This window comes from Microbacterium amylolyticum, assembly GCF_011046975.1.
GTDB classification, from domain to species: domain Bacteria; phylum Actinomycetota; class Actinomycetes; order Actinomycetales; family Microbacteriaceae; genus Microbacterium; species Microbacterium amylolyticum.
In genome coordinates this window covers 1766741-1781355 of sequence record NZ_CP049253.1, presented here as the reverse complement: position 1 = coordinate 1781355, position 14615 = coordinate 1766741, and the positions used below count along the sequence as shown (strand labels likewise).

Annotated in this window: 13 protein-coding genes; 6 read left to right on the top strand and 7 right to left on the bottom strand. The window is 66.5% G+C overall.

Annotated elements, in window-relative coordinates; translation table 11 throughout:
- The first annotated feature begins 28 nt into the window (after positions 1-28).
- Together G6N81_RS08665 and G6N81_RS08660 are read left to right on the top strand one after the other, a co-directional pair.
- Positions 29-661, top strand: coding sequence for a Pr6Pr family membrane protein (locus G6N81_RS08665; RefSeq protein ID WP_165135691.1), 633 nt, complete (start codon positions 29-31; stop codon positions 659-661).
- A gap of 79 nt (positions 662-740) precedes the next feature.
- Positions 741-1700 carry an acetylxylan esterase gene (locus G6N81_RS08660; protein ID WP_165135688.1) on the top strand — a complete coding sequence of 320 codons (960 nt, stop codon included), beginning with the start codon at positions 741-743 and terminating at the stop codon, positions 1698-1700.
- Here G6N81_RS08660 and G6N81_RS08655 read toward each other — a convergent pair whose 3' ends face one another.
- The 6 genes from G6N81_RS08655 to G6N81_RS08630 all read right to left on the bottom strand — a co-directional run bounded on the left by G6N81_RS08655 (position 1701) and on the right by G6N81_RS08630 (position 6758).
- On the bottom strand, positions 1701-2570 hold the full coding sequence (locus tag G6N81_RS08655; RefSeq protein ID WP_165135685.1) for an RNA polymerase sigma-70 factor: 870 nt from the start codon (positions 2568-2570) through the stop codon (positions 1701-1703).
- Positions 2567-3142 (bottom strand): carboxymuconolactone decarboxylase family protein, encoded by a 576-nt coding sequence (locus tag G6N81_RS08650; protein WP_165135682.1) that lies wholly within the window; start codon positions 3140-3142, stop codon positions 2567-2569. The genes G6N81_RS08655 and G6N81_RS08650 overlap by 4 nt, the downstream gene beginning before the upstream one ends.
- Before the next feature lie 89 nt (positions 3143-3231).
- Positions 3232-4116 (bottom strand): carbohydrate kinase family protein, encoded by an 885-nt coding sequence (locus G6N81_RS08645; RefSeq protein ID WP_165135679.1) that lies wholly within the window; start codon positions 4114-4116, stop codon positions 3232-3234.
- Positions 4117-4148: 32 nt separating this feature from the next.
- Complete coding sequence (locus G6N81_RS08640; protein ID WP_165135676.1) at positions 4149-5570, bottom strand: flavin monoamine oxidase family protein; 1422 nt, start codon at positions 5568-5570, stop codon at positions 4149-4151.
- A 30-nt stretch (positions 5571-5600) separates the two neighbouring features.
- Positions 5601-6374 carry a M56 family metallopeptidase gene (locus tag G6N81_RS08635; protein WP_165135672.1) on the bottom strand — a complete coding sequence of 258 codons (774 nt, stop codon included), beginning with the start codon at positions 6372-6374 and terminating at the stop codon, positions 5601-5603.
- A gap of 30 nt (positions 6375-6404) precedes the next feature.
- The gene (locus tag G6N81_RS08630; RefSeq protein WP_165135669.1) at positions 6405-6758 is read right to left on the bottom strand and encodes a BlaI/MecI/CopY family transcriptional regulator; all 354 of its coding nucleotides are present in this window, start codon (positions 6756-6758) and stop codon (positions 6405-6407) included.
- Between the two features lie 177 nt (positions 6759-6935).
- Between G6N81_RS08630 and G6N81_RS08625 the strand changes: the two genes are divergently transcribed.
- Genes G6N81_RS08625 through purU form a run of 4 tightly spaced genes read left to right on the top strand, consistent with a single transcriptional unit; the run spans position 6936 to position 14237 of the window.
- A complete protein-coding gene (locus G6N81_RS08625) occupies positions 6936-8519 on the top strand; it encodes a cytochrome ubiquinol oxidase subunit I (RefSeq protein WP_165135666.1) in 1584 nt (527 codons plus the stop codon).
- 23 nt (positions 8520-8542) lie between these two features.
- A complete protein-coding gene (gene cydB / locus G6N81_RS08620; protein ID WP_165135663.1) occupies positions 8543-9595 on the top strand; it encodes a cytochrome d ubiquinol oxidase subunit II in 1053 nt (350 codons plus the stop codon).
- A gap of 49 nt (positions 9596-9644) precedes the next feature.
- Complete coding sequence (gene cydC, locus G6N81_RS12835) at positions 9645-13316, top strand: thiol reductant ABC exporter subunit CydC (protein WP_165135660.1); 3672 nt, start codon at positions 9645-9647, stop codon at positions 13314-13316.
- 45 nt (positions 13317-13361) lie between these two features.
- Positions 13362-14237 (top strand): formyltetrahydrofolate deformylase, encoded by an 876-nt coding sequence (gene purU, locus G6N81_RS08610; RefSeq protein WP_165135657.1) that lies wholly within the window; start codon positions 13362-13364, stop codon positions 14235-14237.
- A gap of 163 nt (positions 14238-14400) precedes the next feature.
- Here the strand turns inward: purU and G6N81_RS08605 are convergent, their stop codons facing one another.
- Positions 14401-14577 carry a hypothetical protein gene (locus G6N81_RS08605; RefSeq protein WP_165135654.1) on the bottom strand — a complete coding sequence of 59 codons (177 nt, stop codon included), beginning with the start codon at positions 14575-14577 and terminating at the stop codon, positions 14401-14403.
- Positions 14578-14615 lie beyond the last annotated feature (38 nt).

Here is a 14615-nt window from a genome sequence, read left to right as displayed (position 1 = left end):
AACGGACCCACCTCGTAGACTCGCGGAGGTGACGAAGCGCACGGTTTTTGGGCTGACCCGCCTCGCGGCGGCGGCGCTGTGCGCGGTATCGCTTGTTCACCGACTGCTGTGGGGACTCAGCTCACAGACGATCGCCGGTCAGAACTTTTTCGCGTACCTCACGATCCAGTCGAACATCGCGTTCGTCATCATCGCCGTGATCGCGGGAGTGGTCGCCTTGCGCACTCCTGAGGACCCCCGGTGGCTGACCGACATTCGCACGGTCGTGCTGAGCTGGACCATCACGGCGGGCTTGGTCTTCGCGATCCTTATCTGGCAGGCGGGGGCGCGCGGTATTCCCATGACGGTTCCCTGGTCTGATCACGTGCTGCACTTCGGCCTGCCGGCGTTCACGATCCTCGCGTGGATCTTCGGCCCGGGGCGCCGCGAGGCCCGGTGGCGGTTGTTGACCTACGTGCTGGCGTTCCCGCTAGTGTGGGGAGTTTTCACCCTCTGGCGCGGTTCGATCATCGGTTGGTACCCGTACTACTTCCTCGACGCTCGGCAGGTCTCCGGTTTCGCGGAGTTCGCGCTGACCTGCCTTCTGGCCCTCGCGGTATTCGCCAGCGTGGCGGCAGGTCTGATCGGCGTCAGCAAGGTGCACCAGACTGTCGAACGTTAAGTGACGACCGCGGTGCGCCGGGGTGCCGATTCCTGGATATGCTCACGGATGTCGCATTCGACGAGGAAGGGAATCCGACGTGCCGCAGTTCGATCTGCCGCTCCCGCAGCTGCGTGAGTACCGCCCCGATCACACCGCTCCCGCCGATCTCGGTGAGTTCTGGAAAGCGACGCTCGAGGAGTCGCGCGCGGCCGGTGCAGCAACGCGCACCGAGCCCGTCGACAACGGGCTGGCTCTTGTCGACACCGTCGATGTGACGTTCTCGGGTTTTGCGGGAGATCCCGTCAAGGCCTGGTACCACCGTCCATCTCATGTTGAACCGACGGCGATCATCGTCGAATACCTCGGCTACAGCGGCGGCCGCGGACTGCCCCACCAGCACGCGGAGTGGGTGTCGGCGGGCTATGGCCATCTGATCGTCGACTCACGCGGTCAGGGATATGCGCACGGCAACCGTGGCGACACCGCCGATCCGCATGGCGGCGATCCCTCCGCTCCCGGTGTGATGACGCGGGGAATCGGCGATCGATCGACGTACTACTACCGCCGGCTTTTCACCGATGCTGCCTTCGCGGTCGATGTGGCGCGCGAACTTGCTCCGGGCGTGCCCGTTTTTACCGCTGGAGGAAGCCAGGGCGGTGGCATCACGATCGCCGCGACGGCACTGTCCGATGGCATCGCGGGCGCGCTTGTCGACGTGCCGTTCCTCTGCGACTTCCCCCGCGCGACGACGATGACCGACCGCTATCCGTACCGCGAGATTGTCACCTATTTGGCGTCTCATCGGGGCGCGGAAGACACCGTTTACCGCACGCTGAGCTACTTCGATGGTGCGAACCTGGCGTCGCTTGCCAGCGCCCCAACGCTGTTCTCGGTGGGCCTCATGGATCTCACCTGCCCTCCGTCGACGGTCTTCGCCGCGTTCAACGCGTGGGGCAGCGACGATCGTCAGATCGAGGTGTACCCCTTCAACGACCACGAGGGCGGCGGGCCGCACCAGCGCCGAATCCAGCTCGACTGGGTGCGCGCGCGGGTGTAATCACCGTCCGATCAGGTTGTGTGTCCGCAACCGCGCAAGTTTCTCCGGGTTGCGGACGTAATACATCTCGCGGATCACGCCTGCGTCAACCGAGAACGAGATCACGCCGTCCACCGCATCACCCACCAGCGCGCGGAGGCCGGCGGTTCCGTTGACCTCGGCGGCTTCGACGGCAGAGCCCGGGTTCTGCTCGAGAAGTCCGGCGATGAAGCGGATGACGTTATCGGCGCCGATGATCGGGCGCCGCGCCGCGGTGACGTTACCGCCGCCGTCACTGAGGAAAACGACGTCGGGGGCAAGGACGTCAACAAGACCCTGCAGATCGCCTGTTTCGGCGGCGATCCGGAAGCGTTCCACAACGCGGGCGGCTTCCTGAGCATCCACCGTGGTCCGCGGACGGCGCGCCTCGACGTGGCCGCGCGCACGATGGGCGATCTGCCGCACGGCCTCCGGGGTCCGTTCAACCGCGTCGGCGATTTCCCTGTGCTCGAATCCGAAAACCTCGCGGAGCACGAAAACGGCACGCTCGATCGGTTGGAGCGTCTCGAGCACCAGCATCATCGCCGTCGACACGTTCTCGGCAAGGACAACGTCATCGGCGACATCGCCGCGGGTGATCAGGGGTTCCGGAAGCCACGGGCCAACGTAGTCTTCGCGGCGCCGCGCCAGTGTGCGCAGCCGGTTGAGGGACAAGCGTGTGGCGATCCGCGCCAAATACGCGCGCTCGTCGCGCACGGCCGAGCGATCAGCATCGTTCCACCGCAGCCACGCCTCCTGAACAACATCCTCGGCGTCGGCGACGGAACCGAGGATCTCGTAGGCGATGGTGAACAGCAGCCGGCGATGATCGGAGAACGCGTCGCTGCTCATGCGGGAGACGGTACAGCCAGAGGAAGCTCGCAGACAGAGGAGAAGCCCTGGCTTTCGAGCCCCGCCGCCGCGTTGAAGCGCGAACGCATGTTTTCAAGAGCGATCAGCTGGGTCAGTTCCACCATTGCCGCCGCGCCGAGTTGTTCGAGAAGCCGAGCGGACAGCGCATCGGTGACGGTAGGCGGCGTCGCCGTCATCGCCTCCGCGTATTCCATCACGTCTCGTTCTGTCGCGGTGAAGCGATCGCTCTCCCGCCAGCGAGGGACGTCTCGCACCTTGTCGAGGTCGAGCCCTGATCGGTGCGCCTGGAAGTATCCGAAGTCCAGGCACCAGCTACAGCCGATGACGCCAGCGGCTGCCATCTCGGCGTAAGAGGACAGCTGCGGATCGAGCGCCTTCCATCGCATCGCGCCGAGTTCCATTCTCAGAACGCTTTTCATCACGCGCCGGTTGTGCCAGAGCGCATAGGCGTTGTCGGGTACCTGCCCCCACATGCCCTTCACGAATCGGGTCAAGATCGCCCCGTACGGGCCGGCGATGCGGGCTTTGGGGATGCGGAACGTGCTGGTCATGGCGGCTCTCCTTCGCAGGCGAGGGCACCCGGTCGGCACCCTCCTGCTCATGAGACACCGCTCACGGGTGATGTGTGACAGCCACCGCCTCACACCAGCTCACGCGCCCACGGAAGGTCTGCTCCCGCACGAGACACCGTGATCGCTGCCGCTCTGGCCGCCGCCGTACCGATGCGCTCCAGATCTGTTCGACTGAGAGCACTGCTACCCGTTTCCAAAACCGAATTAATCAGCGACGTCATAAAAGTGTCACCGGCACCGATTGTGTCTGCAACGGCTACTGCGACGGGAGCAATTCTCACGCGGTCCGCTGCGCTCGCAAGGATCGCCCCATCTCCTCCGAGCGTCACGGCAACAACCCGAGGCCCCATCGCAAGCGTGCGATCGATGACCTCATCCGGCGTGCTGCCGGGGAAGAGCCACGCGGCGTCCTCATCACTCATCTTCACGACAGTCGCCAAGCCGCAGATCTGCTCGAACCGCCGCAGCGCGTCGTCACGCTCGCCAACGAGAGCGGGGCGAATGTTCGGATCGAAGGTGACCTCTTGTGCCCCGATCTGCGAGAGGAGCTCGACAACCGACTCGGCTCCCGGCTCGGCGAAGGCCCCAATCGATCCCGTGTGCACCAGGCGCGGCGCCGGGTAAGCGGCGTCAGGGAGCGCCTCCCAGTGGATGTCGAAAACGTAATCGGCCGCGCCGTCTTCAGCAATCCGGGCACGGGCGGTCGAGGTGGGCCGCGAATCCACCGACTCGCGCAAGATACGCGCCCCGGAGCCCTCGATGTGGGACATGATTCGCTTCCCCCGTTCATCGTCGCCCACCTGCGTGAGAAGAGCGGCGTTGACCCCGAGACGGCCGAGCCCGAGCGCGACATTGGCGGGGCTGCCGCCGACGTGCTCATGGACATCACTGCCCGATTCGACAATGTCGATCAATGCCTCGCCGACAACGAGGACGTCCAGTGCGATACCCATGCCAGCAGAGTAGCCGCCAGCAACGGATCAGATCACGCGGCCTGTGCGGCGCGGAACGGAACGAGCGATCGGGCGGCGATGTCGAGCACATCGTCGTCGTTCATCGCGGCGAGCGCACGCGCAGCGCTTCCCCCGACAATGCCAACGAGAATCGGTTCTCCCGTGGCCGGCAGAAGATTGATCCAGGTGCGAATCGTGGTGTCGGTCCCGTCCTCGTCGGGCTCGACGCCGTCGACGGGCCCAACAACGTGCCACATCGCTTCGTCTGCATCCCAGAACGGTTCGTCATATCGAAGCCACACACTTTCCACCGCCCCCATCTCGAGCGCGCCCATGGCAGCGCGCTTCTCGAGCGGCAGCGGCGGGTCGAACGCGATGCTGTTCGCCTGCAGGACGCCGAGCGGCACGGTGAGAACAACGCGGTCGAAGGTGAGCGCCTCCCCCGTGGCGAGCCGGAGGCTGACACCGTCCTCGTCATAGGCGACACCGGAAACGGGAGTGGAGAAGGTCACATCGAGGTCGCCGAGAGGATCATCGATGAGCGGGGAGGTGCTGCTGACAATCGCATCGACCTGACCGCCGGGCGCCGCCGGAGGAAACCAGGTCGACGCCGTTTCAGGGTCTGCTCCGGTTTCGGTGGCCATCCACGCCAGGTAGGCCGCAATGTCCTCAGTGATGTCGACGCCGTTTTCCTCCAGCGCCTGCGCAATCGTGAGGTCGACGGGCCCATCTGCGGCGCCGCGGATCACCTCGGTAACACGCTCCCCCTCCGGGATCTCGGTGGCACCGTCCGCACCGCGCGCCGCTGCATCGTTCAGACTGATCGTGCCGATACCGACCAGCGCCATGCGCGCCGAGAGAGCCTTTTCGCGCTCGTTCAGCAGCCACGCGCCGCGCTGCGGCTTCACGGGCCAATCGGTGTCTTCCTGCGTCGAAATGCGTCCGCCTGCGTGCTCGCGCGCCTCGAACACCGTCACGTCCAGTCCGGCCTCGGCGAGACGGGCAGCCGCTGTCGCTCCGGCCAGCCCCGCTCCGACAACCGCGACGCGATCCCGATCGAGGGCCACGTGAATCATCTCGTCGGCAACTCTGTCACCGGATTCCGCGGCGCCGGTCACGGTGCCGGGGCGATCGAGGCTCGTCGCCTCTCCGGCGAAAAAAAGCCGGTCGAGGACGGGCGCGCCGAGCGTTTGCCGATCGACGGGTGATGACCCCGCAGGTGTCACGCTACGCGAACCGTGTGCGAACGGGTCTTCTGCCCAATCGGTCCGGAGAAACGCTGAGGGCGCGGGGACCCCGGGAACAATGGGCTCGGGGGTTCCTGTGGGCCGCGGCGTGGGCGTGGGCGTTGGCGTCGGAGCAGGCCCCGGGGTGTCCGGGGTGCAGGACGCAAGGAGCACCGTGAGCGCTCCGGCTCCGGCGCCCATCATCAGCGTGCGACGCGATATCCTCATCGCCGCCACCTTATCTCGCAGCGTGCCCGCTCAGGAGATCTCTCGCGAGTTCCCCTCGGCCAAACGCCGGAAGCGGTCGTGCATACGATTGCGCCGACTGGAGGCGCCTTCTCCTCCGACGCGCCCCACCTGCAAAATCGCACGGGCGAGAACCGCGTCAGGCTGGGTGCGGCGCGCCTGGTCGTCGGCCACCATTTCGACGAGCGCCTCCACCTCGGCTTCCGCCCGCGCGGCGATCGGGAACCACGGCAGCGCCGATCGCCAGGCTTTGAAGGCGACCAGCAGCACCTCGTGGCGCTGTTCAACGTGGGCGCGTTCGTGCGCGACAACAGCGGCGAGCTCATCGTCGTCGAGCGCGTCGAAGAGCCCCTTGGACAGCACCGTCACCGATCCGACGCCGCGCGGCAGGCAATAGGCGACCGGCGCGTTGTCGTCGAGCACCACGGTGCGCTCGCGATCCGGATCGGGGTGGCTGAGCAGGAGCAGAAGCTGCAGGTGTCGGCGGCGCTGGCGCTCGAAGCGCACCATCGTGATCATCAGGTGCGCCAGCAGGTACGCGGCGAGCGCCGCTGCGGGAATTCCGGCGAGCCACGGGTGCGTGGGAAAGAAGGCCGTTCCGAGCAGCCAAAGGGCGCCGATCATCGTCAGCCCTCCGGCGATCGCGATGGCCTGCCACAGGAGGAGGGCGCGAATGGGAGCGCGGGCGGGCCAGGCGGCGCGTGAGAGGAGGATCGGCGCGGGCCACGCGAGCACGACGGCAACACCGCCGAGAACAACGGCGGCGATCAGCGCCGGGAAGAACATACCTCGAGCCTACGAGGTGAGGTGGGGCTCTCAGCCCTGGAGGAGTTCGCGGAGGACGGCCTGATCTTCCGCAGAGACGCCGCCGACGAAGCGTGCCAGAACGGCGGTGCGGTCTCCCGAGACGCCGAGGACCTCATGCATGAGATCGGCCTGGTGCTCAGCTCGTGTACTGACCGGGTGGTACCGGTGTGGGCGCACGGTCTTGTCCGGAGCGACGAAGCCCTTTTTCTCGAGACGCGCGAGAACCGTGAGCACCGTGGTCGCGGCCATTTCGCGGTCGCGTGTCTCCTCGATTGCGTCCTTGATGTCGTAGGCGGTGACCGCCTCTTCGGCATCCCACAGCACGTCCATGACGGCTCGTTCCAGGTCTCCGAGTGTGCCCAAGTGCTACTGCTCCTTCGTGCGCGAGGCCCGCGTCCGGGCGCTTCTGGAAACTATTCTACAGCGTGTCGAGAAACATCTACGAGTTGTCGAAAAAGTTCTACACAACGTAGAACTATCTTCTACACTGAGTAGAAATTGCGCGGGTAGCCGCGCCCTCCCGCTCAAAAGGAGCCCCGAGTGGACGTTCTCGACATCGCACGGTGGCAGTTCGGCATTACGACCGTGTACCACTTCCTCATGGTCCCGCTGACGATCGGCCTGGGCCTCGTCGTCGCCATCCTGCAGACCGCCTGGGTGCGAACGCGCAACGAGCAGTACCTGAGAATGACGAAGTTCTGGGGGAAGCTCTACCTCATCAACTTCATCCTCGGCGTCGCCACCGGCCTCGTACAGGAATTTCAGTTCGGCATGGCGTGGAGCGAATACTCGCGCTTCGTCGGGGACGTCTTCGGCGCTCCCCTGGCCCTCGAGGGACTGCTCGCCTTCTTTGTCGAGTCGACGTTCCTCGGCATCTGGATCTTCGGATGGGGCCGCATTCGCAAAGGCCTCCACCTCATGGCCCTCTGGCTCGCCGTCGGCGGCTCGTGGATCTCGGCGTACTTCATCATCGTCGCCAACTCGTGGATGCAGCACCCCGTCGGCGTCGAGCTGGGCGACGACGGACGCCCCTACATGACGGATGTCTGGGCCGTTCTCTCCAACAACACGGCGATCGCCGCCTATACGCACGCGCTCGCGGGCTCGCTCGTCGTCGCCGGAATGTTCCTCGTCGGCATCGCCTGGTACCAGCTCTGGCGCCGCCGCCACGACGGCATCGACACGGTCGACGCCACCGGCAGGGTGATCGTGGGCGAGGCGCCGATTCCCGGACGCGACCGCACCGACCACTCCGTCTGGCTGACGTCCCTGCGCCTCGGAGCGATTGTGGCGATCGTCGGTTTCGCCGCCACCGTGGGAACAGGCGATGTGCAGGCAAAGCTGATGTACGAGCAGCAGCCGATGAAAATGGCGTCCGCCGAGGCGGCCTGCCACACGGGATCGTCGTTCTCCGTTCTCTCTCTCGGCGATCCCGGTACGACCAGCTGCGAAGACGTCATCACCCTGATCGAGATCCCCGGCCTCCTCGGTTTCCTCGGGGCGGGCGACTGGGGCGCCGATATGCCCGGCATCAACGAGCTCGAGCCCCAGTACATCGATCAGTACGGCGAGACGATTCCGAACGACGCGCTCTACGGCGACCGTGCGGGCAGCACGGTGCAGTACGTGCCCCCGATGTGGGTGACCTACTGGGGTTTCCGGCTGATGATCGGCCTCGGCGGGATCACGGCGTTCGGCGCCGCCGTTGCGCTCTGGCTCACGCGGAAGGGAACAGTTCCTTCCTCCCCGTGGATCATGCGACTCGCAATCCTCGGCATTCTCGCCCCCTTCGCCGCCAACAGCGCCGGGTGGATCTTCACCGAGATCGGCCGCCAGCCGTTCGTCGTCGCGCCGAATCCCGACCCCACCGGAGTCGACGGCGTCTTCATGTTCACTGCCGCTGCCGTCTCCCCCGGGGTCACGGCCGGGGAGCTGCTGTTCTCCACCATTGCGCTGACATCCATCTACGCGGTTCTGGGCATCGTCGAAGTGTTCCTTCTGACGAAGTACGTCCGCGGCGGCGTTGCCAGCGCCATGCCGGAGCTCACACACGCTGATGACGACAGCACACCACCGTCGAAGAAGACCGGCTCCGGCGACGACGTGCTCGCCTTCGCGTACTGACCGAAAGACCAGGACTCCTCATCATGGACATTCTTCCCGTCGTCTGGTTCGTGGCCATTGCGGTCCTCTGGACCGGCTTCCTGTTGCTGGAAGGCTTCGACCTTGGTGTCGGCATGCACATCCTCTTCTCGGCGAAAAACGAGAAGGAACGCCGCACGATGCTCAACACCATCGGCCCCGTCTGGGACGGAAACGAGGTGTGGCTGATCACGGCTGGCGCCGCGATGTTCGCCGCCTTCCCGCTCTGGTATGCGTCGCTGTTCAGCGCGCTGTACATCCCGCTCACCATCACCCTTCTCGCCCTGATCCTGCGGGCCGTTTCCATCGAGTGGCGCGGCAAGGTGCATACCCCGCGGTGGACGATGGCCTGGACCCGCGCCCTCGGCTGGGGATCCCTCGTCGTGGCGTTCTGCATCGGGGCGGCCCTCGCCATTACGTCGACGGGTCTGCCGATCGATGCCAACGGCGACCGCGTGGGACACCCCTTCGTGTGGCTCACCGTTCCGGCTGTTCTCGGGGGTCTTGCGCTGGTCGGTTTCGCCCTGCTGCACGGAGCGGTGTTCCTCACGCTCAAGACCGACGGGGAGATCCGTGATCGCGCGGCCCGGTTCAGCGGCACCTGGGCGCCCGTTCTGCTCCTGCCGGCGGCTGCCTGGGCGCTGTGGGTGCAGTTCGCGCACGGCGGGGGAACGTGGCTGTCCTGGGCCCTCGTTGCACTCGCCGTCGCGGGACTGCTGACGACCTGGTTCGCTGCGCGGGGTCGCCGCGAGGCGCTCGCTTTCCTCGGGTGCAGCGGGTTCATCGTCGGCGGCGCCGGCGCCGTGTTCGCCGCAATGTTCCCGTGGGTGTTGCCGTCCACGCTGGACGAGGCATTCGGCCTGACGGTGTGGAACGCGTCGAGCTCTACCTACACGCTCACGGTGATGACGATCGTCGCGGCGATCGGCCTCCCGATCATCATCGGCTACCAGGCGTGGTCCTACTGGATCTTCCGTCAGCGCCTCACTCCCGGCATGATTCCCGATGCGCACATCGTGATTCCCGCGATTCTGCGCGATCGGGATGAGGCGAGGTAACGCTGTCGCTGCCAGGGATGCGCTCGCGATCAGGTAAACAGGAAACATCATGAGCGTGGACCCCTGGGACATCGAAGCCGCCCGACCCAAGAATCCGTCGCGGCGCCCGCAGCTCGGGCCGGTCGGGCGGTTCCCGCTTTACGGCCTCGGCGTTCTCGCCGCACTCAAGGCAGTCGGCCTCGTTCTGGTCGCCGGCGCGGTTGCCTCGGGTATCGCGGGGCTCATGGATGGCGCGCTCGACACGCAGCTGATCATCTATCTCGGTTGCACCGGTGCTGTTTTGCGCGGCCTCGCCGCCTGGGGCACTCAGGTCCTCGCTCGGAACATCGCCATCGGAGCGAAAACGCGGCTGCGCGCCCAGTTGTGGGCCCGTATCGCAAACGGCGATGCCGAGGGAGCGGACGCCGGCGCTGACCCGGAAGACAGCGAAAAGCCGGCAGCGCGCGCCCGGATCTCATCGTCTGGCGAGAGCGAGGGGTCGGTTGCGGTGCTCGCAACGGACGGTCTCGACGACCTCGACGACTATTACACGAACAGCCTTCCCGCCATGATCCAGATGGCCGTCGTTCCACTGATCATCGGTCTGCGCATTCTCGGCGCCGACTGGATCAGCGCCCTCGTGATCGTTCTCACCATCCCCCTCGTCCCGCTGTTCATGGTGCTGATCGGTAAGCACACCCAGGCGCGAACGGACGATGCGATCTCAGCGCTGGCGCGCCTGTCGAACCACATGACGGAACTCGCGCGCGGGCTGCCCGTTCTCGTGGGACTGAACCGGGTGGAAGAACAGGCGCGTGCGCTCGACGACATCCAGAACGAATACCGCGCGGGAACGCAGACAACGTTGCGCTGGGCGTTTTTGTCGGCGCTCGTCCTCGAGCTGATCGCCACGATCTCCGTCGCCATCGTCGCCGTTTTCCTCGGTCTCCGGCTGCTCTACGGAACGGTCGGCCTGGAGGCGGCGCTTCTCGCGCTGATCCTCGCCCCGGAATGCTTCAATGCCCTGCGCGAGCTGGGCTCAGCATTCCATTCGTCGCAGAACGGCCTCTCGGCGCTACAGCGGGTGCGCACAATCCTTTCCGGTTCACGACGCGGTGACGTTCGCGGCGCGGAACTGCGCGTGGCCGCCGATATCACCCAGGTCGACTCACAGCCGCTGACGCGGACGTTCGTGACGCACACGGGCCCGCCGAAAGACTTCCCGACACTCAATGAGATCGCGTCCGGAAAAGCATGGGCGAACGACCCCACCCCCGAACAAGAGCACGAGCCCGTGGCCGTCGTCGTCCGAGATCTCACGGTGCACTATGTGGGCCGCGACGAGCCCGTTCTGGATGCCTTCTCCGCCGATATCAGCGGCATCACGGCGATCACCGGCACGTCCGGGGCGGGGAAGTCAACACTTCTCAAGGCACTCACCGGCACCCTTCCGGCAGACGCCGAGGTGTCGGGCTGGATCGTCGGAGTCGATCACGACCAGGTCGCGTGGGCACCGCAGGCACCGCGCAGCTTCACAACGACCCCCTGGGATGAGGTTGCGCTCTACGGCGCGAAGAACCCGGAAGCATCGCTGCGCGAAGTGGGCCTGAGCATGGTCGCCGAATCGGCGATCGCCGAGCTCAGCCCCGGCGAGCTTCGGCGTCTGGCTGTTGCTCGCGCGCTCGCCCGCGTCGATAGCGGCGCGACGCTACTCGTTCTGGACGAACCAACCGCCCACCTCGACACACGATCGGCCGAACGCGTCCGTGCCGCAATTCGCCGGCGCGCGGAACGCGTCACCGTTGTGCTCGCAACGCACGAGCCGGAGACGCTCGCCCTGGCCACGCGCATCGTTCCGGTGCGTCAGCCGAAGGAGCATGCCGCTTCGCGGGCCGAGGAGGCCGCGACGGTGGCGGCGAGCGCCACGGACGCCGCGCCAGGGCCGATCACGGACGAAACCGAACAGATCGCCCCCGCCCGCCCCCGGCCAACGACCGGCGCAGTGGGGATGCCGATCATCACCGACGCCATCCGCCTGGCCGAGAGCGCGCACACCGACACCACGCGCCTGCCTCGTCTCAAGGGCCCCCGGAACCTGGCGTTCGCGCCGCTGAAGGGTTCCGCGCGTCCCGCGCTCTGGCGCATTCTGGCAACGGCGAAGGGGGCATGGACCCGTGGTGTTCTCCTCGCGTTCCTCACGATCGCGATGGGCCTGTCGCTCACCGCCATCTCCGGCTGGCTCATTGTGCGCGCCAGCGTCGAAGAGCACATCATGTATCTCCTCGTGGCGATCGTCGGCGTGCGGTTCTTCGGCATCGGCCGCGCCGTCTCCCGCTACGCGGAGCGCCTCGTCACACACGCCGCCGCGTTCCGCGTCACGGATGCGTTGCGTCTGCGCCTGTGGCGCTCGATCGCCGCGCGCGGAGCGGGGTCACGACGCCTGCTCGAAGGCGGAGCGCCTCTGGACTACCTCGTCACCCTCACGGACGAACTGCGCGACCTGCTCCCCCGGGTGATTCCCCCGATCGGCGTCGGTGTGCTGTCCATCGCCGGCATCTCGGTCGCCACGAACCTTGTCGCCCCGCATCTGACCCTGATCGTCTCCTTCACCCTGCTGATCGCCGGCATCGCGGGTGTTGTTCTCGCCATCCTTTCCGCGCGCGGAGCGGGGCGTGCCCGCATTCGCGCGCGATCCGCTCTTGTGCGCGGAACGTCCGCACTGGCAGCGGCATCGGATGATCTCCGCGGCGGCGGGGCGACAACGCCGGCTCTTGCCCGCCTGGAGATGGCCGGAGAGCGCCTGGCGACCGCCGAACGCCGGCAGGCGAGGTCCGCTGGAGCCGCATCGGCCGTTGTGGCGTTCGCAACGTCGCTGCTGGCCGTTGCCGTTCCCCTCGTGTCGCCCGGCATGCCCGCCGAGCTGATCTGCGTTGTCGCGCTGCTGGCTCTCGCCGCCTTCGAACCACTCGATGCCCTCGTCAGCGGCGCACAGCGGATCCCGGCACTGCGCGAAGTGGTGCGCCGTATCGCTCCCCTGCTGGACGCCCCCGCTCCCGTCTCGTCGGGAACTGCCTCCGCGCCGACTCCGCTGGACGAGCTGCGGCTGGACGGCGTAGCCGCGACGTACTCGGGGCGTTCTGAACCGGTGTTCCTCGATGCCACGGCGACGGTGAAAACGGGTGAATGGCTCATTGTCTCCGGCCGGTCGGGATCGGGGAAGTCCACCCTGCTGTCCGTGATCATGGGGGCCATTCCCGCGTCGTCGGGTGCCGTCCGCGCGGCCGGGGTGCCCCTGACCGACATCTCTCCGGCATCCTGGCGGGCACGCATCGCCTGGTGCCCGCAGGACGCCTATGTGTTCGACTCGACGATCCGCGCGAACCTCCTTCTCGCACGTTCGCGGGACGACGCCCCCTCGGACTCCGACATGATCAGCGTGCTGCGGCGTGCCGGCCTCGGTGCGCTCGTCGCGTCGCTTCCGGATGGCCTTGACGCCCGCGTCGGATCCGGCGGTTCTGCGCTCTCGGGCGGCGAACGCCAGCGCCTCGCCGTTGCCCGGGCGCTCCTCACCCGCGCCGACGTGATCCTGCTCGATGAGCCCACCGCACATCTCGATGCTCCGACGGCTCACGACATGATGGTCGATGTGCGGGAGGCGACAGCGGATCGCATCGCGGTTCTCGTGAGCCACCGGCCCGACGACCGCGTTCTCGCGAATGCCAGCGCCGTCATCGAGCTGTGACGCGTCGTCCGGCTTTCCACCGTCTCGATACGTCAGAATGGGCTGATGACCGGACGACTCTCGCTTCCCGTTGACCACGCGTGTCTCATCGTGGACGGTCCCGACCAGTCGGGCCTCGTTTCCGCGGTGACGACGCTCATCTCGCGCCGGGGCGGCAACATCGTCTCGCTCGATCAGCACTCAACGGACCCCTCCGGAGGGCAGTTCTTCCAGCGCGTGGTGTTCCACCGGCCCGATTTTGCGGGAGCGCGGACACAGATCGAGGCCGACCTCGCCGAGACCCTGTCGCCGTTCGGCGTCGGCTGGTCGCTGCGCGATATGTCCGTTCCGAAGCGCATGGCGATTCTTGCGTCCAAGGATGACCACTGCCTTCTGGACCTGCTGTGGCGGTACCGCCGAGGCGAGCTTCCGGTCACCATTCCGATGGTGATCGCCAATCACACGAACACGGCCGAGGACGTGCGCTCCTTCGACGTTCCGTTCTTCCACGTACCGTCGCAGAAGGGCCCGGACAAGTCGCAGTCGGAGGCCGAGATCGTGCGTCTGCTGAAGGGCAACGTCGACTTCATCGTGCTGGCGCGGTACATGCAGATCCTCTCGAACGACTTCCTCGAGAAGGTGGGCGTTCCCGTGATCAACATCCACCACTCGTTCCTGCCCGCGTTCATCGGCGCCAACCCGTACCGAAAGGCGAAGGAACGGGGCGTGAAGCTGGTCGGCGCAACAAGCCACTACGTCACGGAAGACCTCGACGAGGGCCCGATCATCGAGCAGGACGTTGTGCGCGTCACCCACGCCGACACGGCAGAAGATCTGCGCCGTCGCGGCGCCGACGTCGAACGGGCCGTGTTGAGCCGCGCCGTGCGCTGGCACGCCGAAGACCGCGTCGTCCGACACGGCAACCACACGATCGTGTTCTAGGGCCGCTCACGATGATGCCCGGCCACGTTCTCACGGGGCCGGGCATCATCGTATGGTGTCGGGGTCAGCCGCGCGGATCAGCTCATGACCTGGTGTGCCGGCTTCCTCGTCGCCCCATGACCAGGACAAGAGCGCCAGTCAGCAGAACCGACAACGTCGCCAGCTACACCCACGGCGTAAGCCTCACCCCCGTTGCGAGCAATGAACCCGCGACAACGTCGAACTGCGCCGTGACGGAGCCCGATTCAGCACCTGACAGTGTCACGGTATGAACGCCGATATCGGTGTCCGTGTCAAGGTTCGCACGCTTGTTGCCGATGCTCAGCGGTGCGGAATGCATAGCGGCGCTGGCGAGCTCCTGGGGCGAAGCAGTTCTGG

Excerpts from the sequence above, each read along its gene's own strand:
- G6N81_RS08635 (WP_165135672.1), bottom strand. The coding sequence starts at position 6,374 with ATGTTCTTCCCGGCGCTGATCGCCGCCGTTGTTCTCGGCGGTGTTGCC.
- cydB (WP_165135663.1), top strand. The coding sequence starts at position 8,543 with ATGGACATTCTTCCCGTCGTCTGGTTCGTGGCCATTGCGGTCCTCTGG.
- G6N81_RS08650 (WP_165135682.1), bottom strand. The coding sequence starts at position 3,142 with ATGACCAGCACGTTCCGCATCCCCAAAGCCCGCATCGCCGGCCCGTAC.
- G6N81_RS08645 (WP_165135679.1), bottom strand. The coding sequence starts at position 4,116 with ATGGGTATCGCACTGGACGTCCTCGTTGTCGGCGAGGCATTGATCGAC.
- G6N81_RS08655 (WP_165135685.1), bottom strand. The coding sequence starts at position 2,570 with ATGAGCAGCGACGCGTTCTCCGATCATCGCCGGCTGCTGTTCACCATC.
- purU (WP_165135657.1), top strand. The coding sequence starts at position 13,362 with ATGACCGGACGACTCTCGCTTCCCGTTGACCACGCGTGTCTCATCGTG.
- cydC (WP_165135660.1), top strand. The coding sequence starts at position 9,645 with ATGAGCGTGGACCCCTGGGACATCGAAGCCGCCCGACCCAAGAATCCG.
- G6N81_RS08605 (WP_165135654.1), bottom strand. The coding sequence starts at position 14,577 with ATGCATTCCGCACCGCTGAGCATCGGCAACAAGCGTGCGAACCTTGAC.
- G6N81_RS08640 (WP_165135676.1), bottom strand. The coding sequence starts at position 5,570 with ATGAGGATATCGCGTCGCACGCTGATGATGGGCGCCGGAGCCGGAGCG.